At 66.9% G+C, this 16,557-nt stretch carries 13 protein-coding genes; 7 read left to right on the forward strand and 6 right to left on the reverse strand.

Translation table 11 applies throughout. The features are described 5' to 3' along the window. Nucleotides 1-258: 258 nt before the first annotated feature. Together AOP75_RS06680 and AOP75_RS06685 are read right to left on the reverse strand one after the other, a co-directional pair. Nucleotides 259-1,230, reverse strand: coding sequence for an NUDIX hydrolase (locus AOP75_RS06680; protein ID WP_062077569.1), 972 nt, complete (start codon nt 1,228-1,230; stop codon nt 259-261). Then, nucleotides 1,227-3,461: an RNA degradosome polyphosphate kinase gene (locus AOP75_RS06685; RefSeq protein WP_083966752.1), complete on the reverse strand. Its 2,235-nt coding sequence runs from the start codon at nt 3,459-3,461 to the stop codon at nt 1,227-1,229. The genes AOP75_RS06680 and AOP75_RS06685 overlap by 4 nt, the downstream gene beginning before the upstream one ends. Nucleotides 3,462-3,605: 144 nt before the next feature. On the opposite strand from AOP75_RS06685, the gene AOP75_RS06690 reads away from it, so the two are divergent. The 5 genes from AOP75_RS06690 to AOP75_RS06710 are packed head-to-tail and all read left to right on the forward strand — an operon-like array spanning nt 3,606 to nt 7,722. Continuing rightward, nucleotides 3,606-4,139 (forward strand): GbsR/MarR family transcriptional regulator, encoded by a 534-nt coding sequence (locus AOP75_RS06690; protein WP_062077572.1) that lies wholly within the window; start codon nt 3,606-3,608, stop codon nt 4,137-4,139. Beyond that, a complete protein-coding gene (locus AOP75_RS06695) occupies nt 4,136-5,086 on the forward strand; it encodes an ABC transporter ATP-binding protein (RefSeq protein ID WP_062077574.1) in 951 nt (316 codons plus the stop codon). Before AOP75_RS06690 ends, AOP75_RS06695 begins: the two co-directional genes overlap by 4 nt. Further along, entirely contained in the window at nt 5,086-6,741 is a 1,656-nt protein-coding gene (locus AOP75_RS06700; protein ID WP_062077576.1) for an ABC transporter permease, read from the forward strand. The genes AOP75_RS06695 and AOP75_RS06700 overlap by 1 nt, the downstream gene beginning before the upstream one ends. Nucleotides 6,742-6,761: 20 nt before the next feature. Further along, nucleotides 6,762-7,436, forward strand: a complete 675-nt coding sequence (locus tag AOP75_RS06705; RefSeq protein ID WP_062077578.1) for a phosphatase PAP2 family protein — start codon at nt 6,762-6,764, stop codon at nt 7,434-7,436. Beyond that, nucleotides 7,429-7,722, forward strand: a complete 294-nt coding sequence (locus AOP75_RS06710) for a hypothetical protein (RefSeq protein WP_152649978.1) — start codon at nt 7,429-7,431, stop codon at nt 7,720-7,722. The genes AOP75_RS06705 and AOP75_RS06710 overlap by 8 nt, the downstream gene beginning before the upstream one ends. A gap of 508 nt (nt 7,723-8,230) precedes the next feature. Here the strand turns inward: AOP75_RS06710 and AOP75_RS06715 are convergent. From AOP75_RS06715 to AOP75_RS06725, 3 genes are read right to left on the reverse strand one after another with little or no spacing between them, the layout of a single operon-like run. After that, entirely contained in the window at nt 8,231-10,609 is a 2,379-nt protein-coding gene (locus AOP75_RS06715; protein WP_062077585.1) for an ABC transporter permease, read from the reverse strand. A gap of 5 nt (nt 10,610-10,614) precedes the next feature. Next, nucleotides 10,615-11,337, reverse strand: coding sequence for an ABC transporter ATP-binding protein (locus AOP75_RS06720; RefSeq protein ID WP_062077587.1), 723 nt, complete (start codon nt 11,335-11,337; stop codon nt 10,615-10,617). Beyond that, nucleotides 11,334-11,963, reverse strand: a complete 630-nt coding sequence (locus tag AOP75_RS06725) for a TetR/AcrR family transcriptional regulator (protein ID WP_083966753.1) — start codon at nt 11,961-11,963, stop codon at nt 11,334-11,336. The genes AOP75_RS06720 and AOP75_RS06725 overlap by 4 nt, the downstream gene beginning before the upstream one ends. A gap of 110 nt (nt 11,964-12,073) precedes the next feature. Here AOP75_RS06725 and AOP75_RS06730 point away from each other — a divergent pair, with 110 nt between their 5' ends. Further along, nucleotides 12,074-14,179, forward strand: coding sequence for a S9 family peptidase (locus tag AOP75_RS06730; protein ID WP_062077589.1), 2,106 nt, complete (start codon nt 12,074-12,076; stop codon nt 14,177-14,179). 67 nt (nt 14,180-14,246) lie between these two features. Beyond that, a complete protein-coding gene (locus tag AOP75_RS12620; protein WP_161794547.1) occupies nt 14,247-14,417 on the forward strand; it encodes a hypothetical protein in 171 nt (56 codons plus the stop codon). Nucleotides 14,418-14,522: 105 nt separating this feature from the next. Here the strand turns inward: AOP75_RS12620 and acs are convergent, their stop codons facing one another. Continuing rightward, complete coding sequence (gene acs / locus AOP75_RS06735) at nt 14,523-16,520, reverse strand: acetate--CoA ligase (RefSeq protein WP_062077591.1); 1,998 nt, start codon at nt 16,518-16,520, stop codon at nt 14,523-14,525. Between the last annotated feature and the right edge of the window lie 37 nt (nt 16,521-16,557).

The following is a 16,557-nucleotide window of genomic DNA, read 5'->3' on the forward strand; positions in this document are numbered from 1 at the left end:
TGCGTGGGAGCATCGCCTCCCTGGTAGTGCGCCGCTCGCCCGCGCAGGTGTGGACAGCGGGAACAAATGCGCGGCAAGAGACGTAGAGTAGAGACAGGACATCGGGCCGCGGTAGCCCCGGGCTCCAACATCAGCCGCCACGAGCGGCCTTCGCGCCGACTGGCGCTCCCGGCCCGGTGTCCGTCTTCTTCCATCAAATGGCTCCATTTCGCTGTTCTAACTACCCAAAACAGCGAAATGGAGCCATTTGGTGTGGGGCTAGGGATGCACCTGCAGCAGATGGGTTTCGATCGCCGTCACGATGGGTCCGCCGTCCGTGTCCGTGACATGCGCGACGAGCACGCCGCCGGCAGGCAGGAACGGGTTTTTCCGCGGCAGCGCCCCGCGCGTATACGAGCGCGTCGCCGCCCGCAGCATCTCGACAATGGTGGGAAGCGTGGGCCGGTGGGCTGACACCGTCCGCGACGACTTTTTGCGCAGCAGCTTCACGAAGGTGTTGGCGGTCGCGAGCGGCCGCTCGGCGTGCGCGGGCTCCGTGAGGGCGTCATGCTCCTTGATCGTGATGCCCGTGGCCTCCGCGTAGGGGCGCACGGTTGCCATGCAGCGCTCGGCCGGCGACGAGTCGATCTTGGTCACCCCAAAGGCCGCGAACAGGGGCACCAGTTGGCGGGCACGTTCGGCCCCGGCCTTGGTGATGGGTCGCTTGATGTCCGCCCGCTTCCACGCCTTGCGGCGCTTGGCCCGGGCGTGGCGAGTCAGCACAAAAGCCCTGGTATCCAGCCTGTCACGCTCCCAGGCGTCGACCAGCACCTCGAGTGGGCGTAGGTCCTCGCGGAAGGTAATGCGGTCACGGGCTTCCTCGATCGAGAGCCAGCGCACGTGGTCAATCTCGTTCTTGGATGCGGACTTCACGGCCGGGCGCGCCGCGACCGCAACGGATGACCCAGATGCCACCTGCGCTGCCCAATACTTGACGACCTTGGTCTTCTCCCCGGTGGGGTACCGCAGGGTGGGCAGGGGCTGGCCCAGGATGACCTGCTTGCCCGTCTCCTCCGCTACCTCGCGGATCGCGCAGGCAGGCAGCGTCTCCCCGTGGTCCAGTTTGCCTTTGGGCCACGACCAGTCGTTGTACCGAGGCCGGTGCACAGCGAGCACCTGCAGCTCGCCCGAGCGCACTCGCCACACGAGCGCGCCCGCAGCAACGACGGTGCCTGGCGGGTACGGTGTCACTTCCGCTTGGCCCTGCGCTTGGGCTGGCGCTTGATATAGGTGTCCTGGACGTCCCGCAAGCGCTCGCCGTCCTCGCCCACCACCGTGCGGGTATACACGCCATCGCTGTCGAGTTCCCAAGCTGAGAAGTCGGAGGACATGACCATGTCGATGTTCTCGATGAGCAACTCGCGCTGCTGCTCCACCTCGATCGAGATCAGCGCCTCGATGCGGCGGTCAAGGTTGCGGTGCATCAGATCCGCAGAGCCGATGAACACCTCCGGCTCGCCCTCATTGCAGAACGCGTAGATGCGCGAGTGCTCCAGGAAGCGTCCCAGCACGGAGCGCACGCGAATGTTCTCGCTGAGACCCGGCACGCCCGGTCGCAGAGCGCAGATGCCGCGCACCACCAGGTCCACCTTCACCCCCGCCTGCGACGCCCGGTACAGGGCGTCGATGGTCTTTTCATCCACGATGGAATTGACCTTGATCTTCACCCAGCCGGGCTTGCCGTCGCGCGCCCGGTCCGCCTCCGCGTTGATGCGTTCGATGAGGCCCACGCGCACGCTGGTGGGAGCGACAATCAGGCGTCGGAACTTTGCCTTGGGCGCGTACCCGGAGAGTTGGTTGAACAACTTAGTGAGGTCGGAACCCACCTGAGGGTCGTTGGTGAGGAGGCCGTAGTCCTCGTACAAGCGCGCGGTCTTGGGGTGGTAGTTGCCAGTGCCGACGTGGCAGTAGCGCACCAGGCCCGTCTCTTCCTGACGCACCACGAGCGAAAGCTTGCAGTGTGTCTTGAGGCCCACGAGGCCGTACACGACGTGGACGCCCGCCTGCTCAAGCTTGCGTGCCCACGAGATGTTGCGTTGCTCGTCAAAGCGGGCCTTGATCTCCACCAACGCCACCACCTGCTTGCCGTTGCGCGCGGCCTCGATCAGGGAGTCGACGATGGGGGAGTCGCCCGAGGTCCGGTACAGGGTCTGCTTGATGGCCAGCACCTTGGGGTCAACGGCGGCCTGAGCGAGGAACGCCTGGACCGAGGTGGAGAACGAGTCGTATGGGTGGTGCAGCAAGACGTCGCCGCGGCGGATGGCTCGGAAGATGTCCTGCTCGTCGGCCGTTTCCACGGGAGCCAACTGGTGGTGCGTGGTGGGTCGGAAGGGCGAGAACTGTAGGCGCGGGCGGTCAAGGTCGGCGATGACGTTGAGGCCCGTCAGGTCCAGTGGCGCGCGCAGCGAGAACACGTCGTGGTCCACGACGCCAAGCTCGCGCACCAGGCGCTCGCGGATCGACGTGGGAAGGTCGTCGACGACCTCGAGGCGCACGGCGGGCCCAAAACGACGCCGCAGCAGCTCCTTTTCCATGGCCTTGAGAAGGTTCTCCGCGTCGTCTTCCTCGACCTCGACGTCCTCATTGCGGGTCACGCGGAACGTGTAGTGGCTGACCACTTCCATGCCGGGGAACAGGTAGTCCAGGTGCGCCGCGATGACGTCCTCGAGCGGTACGAATGAGCGCGGCTCGTCACTGAGGGCGGAGGCGTCGGTGACCTGCGCGGCGTGGCCGCTGGAGTCGACGGAGAGGAAGCGCGGCAGGGTCTCCGGCACCTTCACGCGGGCAAAGAGGTCCTTACCTGTGTCAGGGTCACGCAGTTCGACGGCGAGGTTAAGGGACAGGCCGGAGATGTAGGGGAACGGGTGCGCCGGGTCGACCGCCAGTGGCGTGAGCACGGGGAAAATGTCCGAACGGAACAGCTTGCGCAGGCGTTCCTGCTCGGCGCCGTCGAGGTCGTCGTGGCGCACCAGCCAGATTCCCTGGTCGGACAGCGCCGGGGCGACGTGGTCCTGGAACACGCTGGCGTGCCGGTCCATCAACTGGTGGGCCTTGTCCGTCAGCACCTCCACGAGGCGGGTGGCGCTCATGCCGGTGGCCGAGGGCAGCGCGAAGCCGGCGGCGATGCGGCGCTTGAGTCCGGCCACGCGGACCATGAAGAACTCGTCCAGGTTGGACGCGAAGATCGCGAGGAACCGGGCTCGCTCGAGCAGCGGCGTGCCGTCGTCTTCGGCCAGTTCGAGCACGCGCTCGTTAAACGCCAGCCATGATAGTTCGCGGTCCAGGAAGCGCTCCTCAGGGAGGTCCTGGGGCTCCGGGTCAACCTCGTCCAGGTCAGCGGAGATGGTCGGCACCGGGTAGGTCTCCTCCGAGTCGGAGAACGCGCCTTGGGCGTCCGCGGGGGTGGCTGGCGTCTGGGTCATGGACCCCATCGTGGCACGGCTCGCGCGCGGCGCACTAGTGGGACATCGAAGAGGGCGGCGGAGTTCACAAAAACGCAACATCGCTGGTGGTCGCCGGCTCCGAGACGGGTTGCGAGTTTCAGTAGTTTCAGATAGAACTGAAACATGATGTCGAGGGCCGATGCTGCACAGCCAGTGGGGGAGGGCGCGTCCAGGGGGCCCGGGGGCCGGGGAGGTGCCGCCGCAGCGGCGCGCCGCGACTTCGTCGCACGCGTAGCCGCTTACTGGGAGCGCGGCGGGCTGACCCACGCTGCCGGAACGATCCTGGGGCACCTCATGGTGTGCGAGCCCGCTGACCCTACCCAGGCGGAACTTGCCGACGCCCTAGGACTGTCGGCGGGATCGGTCTCAACCCAACTCAGCCAGCTGCAGGCCATCGGCATGGTGGAGCGCGTCCGCGTGCCCGGTGAGAGGGCGGCTCACTATCAACTTCCGCGGGACATGTGGACGGAGATCTTGATGTCAGAGCAGGAGCGCATCGCCGGCCTGCGTTCACTGGCCACTGCCGCCGAAGCCGTGCGTCCAGCGGAACGGCCCGACCGCATCGGCTCCCTCGACGCCATGGTGCGCTTTTGGGAACAGGAGTGGCCCGGCACCCAGCGCCGCCTTGACGAGTTCTTGCGAAAGGAGCGGTCATGACCGCAAGCCCGTCCATCGAGGTGGATCGCCTCACCAAGCGCTACGGCGACTTCACCGCCGTCGATGACGTCAGCTTCGAGATCCACCCGGGAGAGATCTTCGGATTCCTCGGTCCCAACGGCGCCGGAAAGTCGACCACCATTCGTGCGATCCTGGACCTGATCCGGCCCACCGCGGGCGCGTGCCGCGTGCTCGGCCTCGACAGCCGCACAGACGCCGTCGAAATCCACCGGCGCACAGGGTTTTTGCCCGCGGACCTCGCGCTGTGGCCCAACCTCACCGGCAAGCAGACCTTGCAGTACCTCGCGAACCTGCGTGGGGGTGTGGACTGGGGCTTTGTCGACGAACTCACGCAGCGCCTGGACGCTGACCTGTCCAAGAAGGTAGGCGAGTACTCGTCGGGCAACAGGCAGAAGATCGGCATAATTCAGGCCTTCATGCACATGCCCGAGGTGCTGATTTTGGACGAACCCATCACGGGCCTTGACCCGCTTGTCCAACTCGAGTTCCACACCCTGCTCCGGGAGACGGCGCAGGCTGGCCGCACCGTGTTTTTGTCGTCACACACCATTTCTGAGGTGGAGCGGGTGGCGGACAAGGTGGCGTTTATTCGGCGCGGCCACCTGATTGCGGTCGAGCAGATGAGCGACCTGCAAGACAAGGCGCTGCGCCGCATCACCCTCGAGTTCGCCGCACCCGTCGCGCCCGAGGCCTTCCGAGGCGTGGAAGGTGTCCACGAGGTGTCCGTCGAGGGTGCCACGGTGACCGCGCAGTACGAAGGCTCCATGGCGCCCCTGCTCAGTGTCGCCACCCGTCACGACGTGGTGTCGGTCGCCTCCGCCAGCGTGGACCTCGACGAGATCTTCCTCGAGTTCTACCGCGACGAGGTGGCCGCCGCGGGCGGCGACCCCTCGCGCGAGCCGGACACGTCCTCCCCGGTGGCGTGATGCTGCGCTCGGTCTACCTCAAGACGGTGCGCGACCGGTGGGTCGGAGCATTGGTCGGAGTTGTGGCGCTGTTCCTGGTCGCATGGATGGGAATCGCGGCGTTCGCCGGCATGGGCGATGACGCCACCGCGTTCATCGAGGCAATGCCCCCGGCGTACCTGTCACTCACGGGAATCTCCGCAGAAGCAGGCGTAGTCGGCATGATGCTCGGCAACATGTTCAACTTCATGGGCCCCTTCGTGATCGCCGGCATAGGGGTGTCCATGGCAGCCGCGGCGATCGCCGGTGAAGAGGCGGACGGCACCATGGAAATCCTCGGGACCATGCCCCGCTCGCGCACGCGTCTCACCGTGTCCAAGGTGACGGCCGCTGTGACCGTCGTCGCGGCATCGGCCCTTACCGCCTCAGTGAGTTACGCGCTCGCCGCGGTGATGTCCGGCGAGGACGTCGCAGGCGTGAACCTCGCGGCCGCGACCGTGCACCTGGTCGTCGTCGCCGTGTTCTTTGTCGCGTTCGCGGTGATGCTGGGCGCGATCACCGGCAACCGGGGACTCGCCTCTGGTGCGACGGTGGGACTCATCGTGGTGTCCTTCCTCGTGTCAGGCATGGCGCCGCTGGTACCCGGATGGGACTGGCTCGCGAAGTGGTCGCCGTGGTACTGGCTGCAAGGCCCCCAGCCCATGGCGAATGGAATCGATGCCGGACCGCTCGCCGTGCTACTGGTGCTCGCGGTTGTCATGGTCGCGGTCGCCGCATGGGGCGTGAACCGTCGCGATCTGAGCGCCGGGCACGGGCGCGTATCCATGCTCGACAAGCTGCGCCGCGACCCGCGCGTTGGTCGGTGGGTCACGAGGATCGCGGGGTCAGGGTCCACGCGGTCGGTGACGGCAAAGGCGTTCTCCGACATCCGTCCGCTCATCCTCATCGGAGGCGCATTTGTGGCCTTCCAGTCGGTGGTGGTCGGCGTGCTCTACAACGCCATCGGAGCGGACATCACGGGCCTGGTGGACTCGATGCCTGACGCGATTCTCGCGATGGTGGGCTTCGCCGACATGTCCACCGCGGAGGGCTTTTACTTCGCGGAGGTCCTGTCGATCGTCGCTCCCCTTGTCGTGGCCGTCGTCGCCATCAACGCCGGTGCCGCGTTGGCAAAGGAAGAGAAGCGCCGCACGGTCGCCATCCTTGCGACTGCACCCGTGACGCGAACCCAGATTGCGGCCAGTAAGGCGACCACGATGGTCCTAGGGTCCGTGCTTGTCGGGTTCCTGGTCGCTGCCGGGCTCGCGCTGGGCAACGCGGTCGCGGGATTGGGTATGGACTGGGTCAAGGTGGCCGCGTCCGGGCTCATGGTGGCCGGGCTGGGAGTGTTCATCGGAGCCGTGGCCTTGGTGATCGCAGCGGCGACGGGACGCTCCCAGTGGGCCGTCGCCGGCGCAGGGGGACTGACGGCCCTGTGGTGGGGGATCAACTCATTTGTGCCGGTCAACCCTGACTACGCGGACTGGGCCAGGATCTCCCCCTTCTACTACTACGGGCATGACAACCCGCTCGAGGTCGGAGCGGACTGGAGCGGCCTCGCCGTACTGATGGGCGCCGCCGCCGTGCTCGTGGCATGCGGCCTTGCCGCGTACCGCGCCCGTGACCTCAGAGGTTGAGTCCCACGTAATCTAGGTCGATGCGAGATTTCTGGCTCAAGCTACCGCCGTGGCTTCGCGCTGTCCTGCCCGGGCTGCTCCTGTGTGCCGTCACCGCCGTGGCGTTCGCTCAGATCCTCGAAGAAGTGGTCGAACGGGAAGCGTTTGTCTCCTGGGACGAGCCCCTCATCGAGTGGATGGCGGATCACCGCACCGCGTGGCTGACCTCTGTGATGACCTTCATCACCAATGTGTTTGGGCCGGTGGTGTTGCCCATCCTCCTGGTGATCGGAGCAGGCCTGTGGGGCTGGCGCACCAAGTCGTGGCGTGACCCCTTGCTCCTGGTGGGCGCCATGATCTTCTCGACTGCAGCGACCAGCATCGCGAAGAACGTGGTCGGCCGCGCGCGCCCCAGCGAAGAGATTCAAGCCGTTCCAGGCGTAGAGCATTCCTTCTCGTTCCCCTCCGGACACACCACCGGCGCGGCCACCCTTGTTCTTGTGACCGGATACCTGCTGTGGCGCCACAGCAGGAGCCGGCGCGCGCTCGTAGTGTGGGCAGTGGCATCCGTTCTCATCACCGGGCTCGTGGCGCTCACCCGCATGTACTTGGGCTATCACTTCTTGTCCGACGTCCTCGCGGGTGCGCTCGTGGGCCTGTTTACGCTGGGGCTCGTGATGTGTGTGGACCGGCTGTTGGATGTGCGGCGTGGATAAAGCGCAAGCGATGAAGGCCCTGGCGTGGGTCGTAGGCGCCGCTGGTGTGATGCTGGGTGGCGCGCTGGCGTGGCGCGTCATCACCTATTGGGGAACCACGCCGGGTGCGACCGCCGAGTACTGGCTGCTCCTGGGTAGTGGCGTGGGTATCGCTTGCCTGGGGCTCATCGTGGCGCGCGGCCTCGTGAAGGGTCAGCAATGGGCGGTGGCAACCACCCTTGTCCTCGGCATCATGCTCGCCATCGTCGCAGTGACATGGCTGGCCTCCCTCGCTGTGGGGTTGTAGCCGACAGGCGCCGCCGGGCTTACCTGAGTGTGCTGCTCGGGGTCGGGCGGTAGTGCGCGATCTCGAGTCCTCGCAGCACTCCCTTGTAGCGCTCGGGGAAGCATGTGGCGAGGACCGCGATGGATGACAACCACTGAGGCGATGCTCCCCGTAGCGCGAGACGTGTCGATAACCCGCGTCGCCGTTGACACTTCCTCATGTGTCTGTGCTCTCAGGATCGCTATCGGATCGTGTTCGAGCCCGTCCGCGTCGATCAGGGCCAGGTGCGGGATCCCGCTTGGACGGCTTCGGCGGAGGAACCCCGCGGGCTGTCAACGAAGATCGTTGTGGCGTGTAGGTCGTGCATGTGTTGCCCCCTTTGTATGCGGGCGCCGCAGTCGCGTTGCTCGGCTCGCCCGTGGCATGACTCTAGAGCCACGCAGCCCCCGGCAGTCGTCGAGTGTCGAGAATCGCCGATGTTCGGCGCTCAGCGACTGCTGGGCCCAGATTCTGCGCCGGAGCCGCGTGACTAGGCCGCCCTCTCGCGCACCACTCTGGCGATGTCGACCCGCCGGATGGCGCGCGCCGCCGGCCACTGCGAGACGGCCGCTGCGAGGAGAACTCCCAGGGCGGCTGCCGGTAGCGTCCACCAGCCCCATTGAAGCTCCAGTGTGAACAGGTCGTCATTGAAGGAAGCGAGGAAGGCACCTGCTGACCAGGCACCGATTGCGAGCCCAAACGGGATGCCCAGCACGGTCGCTACGAGGTTCTCGGTGGCGACGGCCCCGGCGACTTTCCGCAACGGGGCTCCCGCGGCGCGCAGGGTGGCGAGTTCACCTGTGCGCTCGACGACGTTGACGGACATCGTGACGTACATCACGGCCAGCGCGAGCACCGTGCCCATCACAATCATGATGCCAATGAACGCCCAGAACAGTCCCAGGTACTGATTGAGCTGGCCAACGATGGCTCTGACGTCCTGATACGCGACTACGCCTTCAAGCTGTGTGACGGTGTCGCGGATCTGGTCGCGAGCTGTCTCCGTCGTGGACTCCGCAGTGAACGCAAGCGCGTAACTCTCGGTCCCTTCGTTGGGCAGGAGCGAGCGGGCGGTGTCGTTGGTCGCGTACACGGACGTGCCAATGGGCTCGTCGAGGAACCCCACGACGGTGACCTCGTTCTGCCCCGCATCGGAGGTGATGGTGATGGTGTCCCCGGCCGCAATGCCAATCTCTTCCGAGAGGAACTGGCCGGCAAGCACGCCGTCGTCAGGCAACGTGACGGCTGTCCCGTCTGTCCCGATGAAGCCATGCATCTGCGTGTCAGGTTCAAACCCCGTCAGGGTGGTCTGGTAGGTCCCATCCGGACCCTTGAGGGTGACTTGCCCAAGCGTGGTGGCTTCGACGCGCTCCACGCCGTCTACATCGGCGAGCGCGTCGCCAACGCCGGCTTCTGACTGGGCCACCACGGACGCATCTTCGAGTTCGATGTCCTCGAACTGCGTCGTGATCGCGGCCAGGATCGAGGTCATCATCCCCACCGAGGTCAGGACGAGGACCAGCGCCAACACGGTGCCGAGCATGGTGGCGAGAGTGCGCCGCTTGGACCGCACTACGTCGCGCAGCGCCATCCGGCCGCTCACGGGGAGCCACCGCTGCCGCGCGACCCACCTGCTCCACCCGCCAGGCGCCTTCGCATCGGATGCCGGGCGCATTGCCTGCGCCGGCGCGATCCGGGAGGCGCTGACTGCGGGCCCGAGCGCGCCAAGCACTCCCACCACAACGCCAAAGACGAGGCCGATCACGAGCATCCACGGGTAGTTGCGCACCACGGTGTCGGGGACCCCGATGAACCCGGTGTAGGCGGACGTGATCGCGGCATTGGCCGGCACACCCAGCGCGACGCCGAGGAGTGCTCCCACCCCGCCCATGAGCAGCCCCTGAAGCACGTAGTGACGCAGTACGCGTCCACGCCTGGCGCCGGCGGCCATCATGGTGCCGATCACCGGCGTCTCCTGCAGGATTCTGCGCGTCAAGAGCACCCACGACGCCACGCCGGCCGCGATCAGGAACAGGGCGGGGAACGCGACGGACATCTGGTCAAAGCCTTGGAGGTCTTCACTCAAGGTGGCGTTGGACGGCTGGTCGGCCTGACTTTGAAGGGCCGATGCCCCAGCATCCGTCATCGCTTGGGCGACAGCAATGCCGGTGTCCGTCTCCCAAGGCTCGCGTTTCTCCGAGGCGACCCGGGCATCGGCCGTATCCGGCAGCAGCACCTGGGTCTGGTTGGCGGGTATCTCAAACCAGCCCTGAACCGACTCTTCCGGGGCGAAGGCCACGGCGAAAGAGTTGGGATCAGACAAAATCTCTTGGCGCGAGCGCGCGGGCCAGAGGTACTCGGGGGAGTCGACCACGCCCTGCACGGTGACGTCGACCCAGCCGGTCGTGGAGAAGATCTGCAGCGTGTCTCCTGGACCCACCCCGAAGGTGTCCGCGGCGTGGGTCTCAAGCAAGATCTGGTCGGTGGCGCCCTCGTCGAAGTAGTCGCCGTCAATCACGTCGACCTGGTTGACCGCCGGCTGCGCGTCGGTGGGCATGCCAATCACGCGTCCCACGAGCTTGGTGTCCTCGATCAGCATCGGGGGATCCACTTGCGTGCGTGTGATCGCCGCGCTCGCACCGGCGTCGAGCGCGTCTTGTGCGACCGCGTCCAAGTCGCCGCCCGTGGCCGTCAGATCCGCAAAGTGCAGGCGTTCGTAAGTCTGGTCGTAGGACGCGGAGAGGTTCTGGAACGCACCTGCGGTGGCGATGTAGATCATCACGCCAAGCATGATGGTGACGGCGACTGCAATGACCTGCGCTTTGGAGCGCCACAGGTCCCTGAAAGCCTTCTTGGTGGTGGCGTTCATGCGGGCTACCAGGTGACATCCGCGGCGGCCGCGGGGGAGTCGTTGGACTCGATGGACTTGATCTGGCCGTCGACCACGGTGATGACACGGTCCGCAATCTGCCCCACGGAGAGGTTGTGGGTGACGATGATGATGGTTTTTCCCTGGCGATTGAGTTCCTGCAGTAGTTCGAGGATCTGGCGCCCGGTGGGCAGGTCAAGTGCGCCCGTCGGCTCGTCGGCGAGCAGGATGTCGGGGTCGGTCGCGAGGGCGCGGGCCACGGCGACACGCTGCTGCTGGCCGCCGGACAGTTGCGCCGGGAAGCTGTCGAGTTTGTCGCCTAGCCCCACAGCTTCCAGGTGAGCGGGAACCTGGGCTTTGTCGCCCCGGCCGGTCATCTCGACAATCATCTCGACGTTCTCGCGTGCGGTGAGGGTGGGGATGAGGTTGAAGAACTGGAAGATGAAGCCCACGTGGTCACGGCGGAAGTCGCTGAGCTTGGCCGGCTTGGTGCGGGAGATGTCCTCGCCTGCGACCATGACCGTGCCGCTCGTCGCTGTCTCGATTCCGCCAATGATGTTGCACAGCGTGGTCTTTCCCGACCCGGAGGGGCCGATGACCACCACGAACTCGCCTGAGGAGATCTCCAGGTCAACGCCCTTGAGGGCATGGACGGCGGCATCGCCTTCGCCAAAGACTTTGGTCAGCCCGGTGAGGTGGACTCCTCGAGCGGTGGTGGTGGCGGTCATGAGTCCTCCTTGACGGTGGGCGCGGTGAAGATTCCGTGGGTGTAGGCATGGGTCGCTGCGGTCGCTAGGCGCGTCATGCCTGGTTCCGTCAGTGGATCAGTGCCAAGTGCGTCGCCGATGTGCTCGTGCAGGAGCAGTAGGGAGAGGTCGTTGGCGAGGACAAAGGCCGCGCGCGCGGGCGGGTCGGGCGTGGAGCGTGTGGCGCCAGCGGCGTCCATCTGAGCGAGCAACTCCTGCGTCATGGTGAACCACTGTCGGAACAGGCTGCGGCCGGCGTCAGATCCATCGAGTAGCGCTCGCCTGAGGTAGGCAAAGACGGGGGACGCCTGGGGAAGGTGGCGCGCCATGGCGGCCGCGAGTCCGCTGGCTTGGGCGTCCACGTCCGCGGTACCCGGTGCGGTCGCGGGGTCGAGAAGCACGTCGCGCAGCGCGTCGAAAACTCCCACGACCGTGGCGTCGACCGCCTCAATGAGCCCGGCCTTGGATCCAAAGTGATGCGGGATGAGGGCGGGCGAGACGCCCACCGCGGCGGCGATGTCGCGAATCGACACCGCCTCGCTGCCGCGCTCGGCGAACAGGCGCAGGGCGGCGTCGATGATCCGGTCGCGGGCCTGGGACGTGGTCACGCCTTCACCGTACTGAACAGTTGTTCAGTCTGCAATGGCACGGCGGTGCGGCCCATGGAAGCCGCCCGACGGTCGGCGGTCGGCGCCCGCTTACAGGGTTACGGTGGAGTATGAGCTCGTACTCCAGCCTCACCGACATCATCGCCGTCCCACGAGTCGAGGGCCTTGCTCTCGCGCCCGACGGCACCTACGCGGTGCTCACCGTCGCCACGCTCGCCAAGGACCAGACCTCGTATGAGCGCGCCCTGTGGAAAGTGCCCACCTCTGGTGACGGCGCGCCCGTGCGCCTGACCCGCTCCGCGAAGGGCGAAGGCGGCGCGGCGTTCCTGTCCACCGGAGACCTCGTGTTCACCTCTGCGCGCCCAGGGGGCGGCGACGAGGACGCGTCGCAATTGTGGCTCCTGCCCGCAAACGGGGGAGAGGCGCGGCCTGTGACGGGCTTCGCGGGTGGCGCAGGTGGCGTGGCGGCGACGGCGGCCGATGCCCCGGTGGCGGCATTCACCGCGGGTCAGCTTCCTGCCGCGAAAGACCTCGACGAGGACACTGCGTTGCGTGGCATCCGGTCCAAGCGCAAGGTCAACGCCATCTGGCACAGCACCTATCCCATCCGCCACTGGGACCACGACCTAGGGCCCGACCACACCCACCTCTTCGCGCTGGATGCATCCGAGATCCCCGCAGAGACGGCCACCGCCCCGGCCGCGCCGAGCGCAGCGGAAGGCGACGAAGAATCCGAGGGGTCAGAAGTGCCCGCCCCCACGGTGTACCCGCGCCACATGGCGCGCCCGCAGGACCTCACGCCCGGCGCTCGCCGGTGGAGCGACGCCCCGGCGGCGGCCGTCAGCCCCGACGGCTCCGCGGTGCTCGCGACGCTCGAGGTCCCCGAGGGACGGAGCAAGCGCAAGGACCTGGTGCGCATCGTCCGCGCCACCGGAGCACACACCGTGGTGCGCAGCGATGCAGGCGTCGACATCGGCGCCCCGACCTACAGCCTCGATGGCAACGCGATCGCCTACCTTCGCCAGGCCCATTCCGATCCCAGCGGGCCCACACAGGTCGAGACGTGGGTGGCGGACGCCGACGGCGGCAACCCGCGACGCGTTGCCGAGCACTGGGACAGGTGGCCCAGTTCGCTGCAGTTCTCGCACGACTCAGCGGCGCTGGTCGCGACGGCGGACAGCGACGGGCGCGGACCCATCTTCCGCATCGACCTCGCGACGGATGAGGTCACCCAGATCACCACTGACGATGCTCACTACAGCGCAGTCCGCGTCGATCGCGGCACGGGCGACCTGGTCGCGCTGCGCACCACGATGCTGCGCCCCGCGCACCCGGTGCGCGTGAACGCCGCCGGGACCGTCACGGAACTGGCGACCCCGGCCCCGGCAGAAGAAGCCGAGGCGACGCTCACGGATGTCGAGACCCTCGCCGAGGACGGTGCGCGCGTTCGCGGCTGGCTGCTCACCCCGCCTGACGCGTCGGAGGACAACCCGGCGCCGCTCCTACTGTGGATTCACGGCGGCCCGCTCAACTCATGGAACGCCTGGTCGTGGCGGTGGACACCCGCGCTCGCCGTCGCCCGCGGCTACGCCGTGCTGCTCCCCGACCCCGCGCTGTCGACTGGCTACGGGCTGGAGTTCATCGCGCGCGGCTGGAACTCATGGGGCCACAAGCCGTTCACCGACCTCCTGGCAATCACCGACGCCGTTGAGGACCGTCCCGAGATCGACTCCACCCGCACCGCCGCGATGGGTGGATCCTTTGGCGGATACATGGCGAACTGGGTGGCTGGCCACACCGATCGCTTTGACGCGATCGTCACCCACGCGAGCCTGTGGGCGCTCGACCAGTTTGGGCCCACCACGGACCACGCGGACTACTGGCAGTCGATCTTCACGCCCGAGGCCATGGTGGAGCACTCGCCGCACCGAGCGGTGAAGGACATCTCGACCCCCATGCTCGTCATCCACGGCGACAAGGACTACCGCGTGCCCATCGGGGAGGGTCTGCGCCTGTGGGCCGAGCTCGCTGAGCACTTCGCCGCCGACGACGGCACCATGGTGCACCGCTACTTGTACTTCCCGGATGAGAACCACTGGATTCTCAAGCCGCAGCACACCGTGGTCTGGTACGAGGGCGTGTTCGCATTCCTCGCCCAGCACGTACTGGGCCAGGAGGAGGGAGCACCCGAGTCGTTGCGGATCTCCGGCGCGTGACGGTGCACGCCGCGCGGCTGGCGCGGCGGTGGTTATCGTTTCTGCGAATGACCGCTAGGTTGCTCGCATGACTGGCATCGATTCATGGCTACTCATCGTCGGCATCGTTGCCATCGTGGGCCTCGTCGCGTACGTCGCGTGGCGCCGCCACTCCTGGCCGACCGCGATCTTCGTGGGGCTTGGGCTAGCCGCGATCCTGTTCGGCCTGGAGTGGTCCGTCGACCAATTGGTCGCCTAACTGCTCAGTCACCCTGGCATCGGCCCTCACCCGATGCCTTCCGCACGCAACAGCGCCGGCGCCCTCTGGGGAAGAGCGCCGGCGCTGCGGTGTGTGGTGTGACGATTAGTCGTCGTCGGCCTGACCGGACTCCATGCCGTCACGGATGGCCGCCATCACCGTGGCATCAGCCAGGGTGGTGACGTCGCCCACCTCGCGGTGCTCTGCCACATCACGGAGCAGGCGCCGCATGATCTTGCCCGAACGCGTCTTCGGGACCTCCTTCACCACCAGCACGGTGCGCGGCTTAGCCAGGGCGCCAATCTCGCGCTTGACCTGCTCGCGCAGCTCGGCCGCGATCTCGTGGTTGCTGTGGTTCGCGCCGTCGGAGTCGTCACCGATTACGACGAACGCCACGACTGCCTGCCCCGTGGTCTCGTCCTTGGCGCCCACCACCGCGGCCTCGACTACCCACGGGTGCGCCACCAGGGCGGACTCGATCTCGGTCGTCGACAGGCGGTGGCCGGACACGTTCATGACGTCATCCACGCGGCCCATCAGCCAGATGTCGCCGTCAGCGTCGCGCTTGGCGCCGTCGCCGGCGAAGTACAGGCCCTTGAAGCGGCTCCAGTACGTCTCCTCGTAACGCTCACGGTCGCCCCACACGCCGCGCAGCATCGACGGCCATGGCTGGTCGAGCACCAGGTAGCCACCGCGGCCGGGCCCGACCTCGCTGGCGTCGTCGTCCACCACCGCCGCGGACACACCAGGCAGCGGCACCTGCGCTGATCCCGGCTTGGTGGCCGTCACACCTGGTAGCGGAGCGATCATGATGGATCCGGTCTCCGTCTGCCACCAGGTGTCCACGATCGGGCAGCGGTCGCCGCCAATCACGCGGCGGTACCACATCCACGCCTCAGGGTTGATGGGTTCGCCGACGGATCCCAGCAGGCGCAGCGAGGACAGGTCGAACTTGTTCGGGATCGCCTCTCCCCACTTCATGAACATGCGGATCGCTGTGGGGGCGGTGTAGAAGATCGAGACCTTGTACTTCTCGATGATCTCCCACCAGCGGCCCTCGTGCGGGGCGTTCGGGACGCCCTCGTACAGGACCTGCGTGGCCCCATTGATCATGGGGCCGTACACGATGTACGAGTGGCCCGTGATCCAGCCCACGTCCGCCGAGCACCAGTAGACGTCGGTCTCCGGCTTGAGGTCGAACACCACACGGTGGGTGTAGCTCACGCCGGTGAGGTAGCCACCGGTGGTGTGGAACAGACCCTTGGGAGTGCCGGTGGTGCCGGAGGTGTACAGGATGAACAACGGGTGTTCCGCCTCGACCATCACGGGGGAGTGCTGGTCGGAGGCCGGCTCGACAACGTCGTGCCACCACACGTCACGACCCTCGGTCCAGTCGGTGTCCTGGCCCGTGCGCTTGACGGTGAGGACGTGCTCGACGGTGGCTGCTTCCGTGGGGTTCGCCTCCGAGGGCGCCAGTGCGGCGTCCACGAGCGGCTTGAGTGCGAGGTGCGAACCGCGGCGGTTGCCGCCGTCCGCCGTGATGACCAGCTTGGCCTGGGCATCGTCGATGCGCTGGCGCAGGCTGTCAGAAGAGAAGCCGCCGAACACCACGGAGTGGATCGCTCCAATGCGCGCGCACGCGAGCATGGAGATGACGGCCTCAGGGATCTGAGGCAGGTAGATGGCGACGCGGTCGCCCTTGGTCAGGCCGAGGGACTCGAGGGCGTTAGCCGCCTTCGAAACCTCGCGCTGCATGTCGGCATAGGTGAGGGTGCGGGTGTCGCCCGGCTCTCCCTCGAAGAAGAAGGCGACGCGGTCGCCGCGTCCCTCGCGCACGTGGCGGTCCACGGCGTTGTCGCAGGCGTTAAGGGTGCCGTCTGCGAACCAGCGCGCCACGGGCGCGTCGGACCAGTCGAGGGTTTCAGTAAACGGTGTGTCCCAGTGCAGTTGTTCTGCCTGTTCACGCCAGAATCCGAGGCGGTCGGCCGCGGCCTGGTTGTACAGCTCGGCCCGGGCGTTTGCCTGGGCCGCGAAGTCGGGAGACGGCGCAAAGGAGCGCGTCTCGTTGTACAGGTTCTCAAGAGTTTGGGCATCGTTGACCATGGTGGCCACTCTAGTTTGTTAGGAAAGTTTCGTAAAC

The organism is Demequina globuliformis, assembly GCF_000975155.1.
Lineage (GTDB): Bacteria > Actinomycetota > Actinomycetes > Actinomycetales > Demequinaceae > Demequina > Demequina globuliformis.

What these genes read in the sequence shown, in the direction of transcription:
- AOP75_RS06685 (WP_083966752.1), bottom strand. Translation starts at nt 3,461, where the DNA reads ATGACCCAGACGCCAGCCACCCCCGCGGACGCCCAAGGCGCGTTCTCC.
- AOP75_RS06690 (WP_062077572.1), top strand. Translation starts at nt 3,606, where the DNA reads ATGATGTCGAGGGCCGATGCTGCACAGCCAGTGGGGGAGGGCGCGTCC.
- AOP75_RS06695 (WP_062077574.1), top strand. Translation starts at nt 4,136, where the DNA reads ATGACCGCAAGCCCGTCCATCGAGGTGGATCGCCTCACCAAGCGCTAC.
- AOP75_RS06700 (WP_062077576.1), top strand. Translation starts at nt 5,086, where the DNA reads ATGCTGCGCTCGGTCTACCTCAAGACGGTGCGCGACCGGTGGGTCGGA.
- AOP75_RS06705 (WP_062077578.1), top strand. Translation starts at nt 6,762, where the DNA reads ATGCGAGATTTCTGGCTCAAGCTACCGCCGTGGCTTCGCGCTGTCCTG.
- AOP75_RS06715 (WP_062077585.1), bottom strand. Translation starts at nt 10,609, where the DNA reads ATGAACGCCACCACCAAGAAGGCTTTCAGGGACCTGTGGCGCTCCAAA.
- AOP75_RS06720 (WP_062077587.1), bottom strand. Translation starts at nt 11,337, where the DNA reads ATGACCGCCACCACCACCGCTCGAGGAGTCCACCTCACCGGGCTGACC.
- AOP75_RS06730 (WP_062077589.1), top strand. Translation starts at nt 12,074, where the DNA reads ATGAGCTCGTACTCCAGCCTCACCGACATCATCGCCGTCCCACGAGTC.
- AOP75_RS12620 (WP_161794547.1), top strand. Translation starts at nt 14,247, where the DNA reads ATGACTGGCATCGATTCATGGCTACTCATCGTCGGCATCGTTGCCATC.
- acs (WP_062077591.1), bottom strand. Translation starts at nt 16,520, where the DNA reads ATGGTCAACGATGCCCAAACTCTTGAGAACCTGTACAACGAGACGCGC.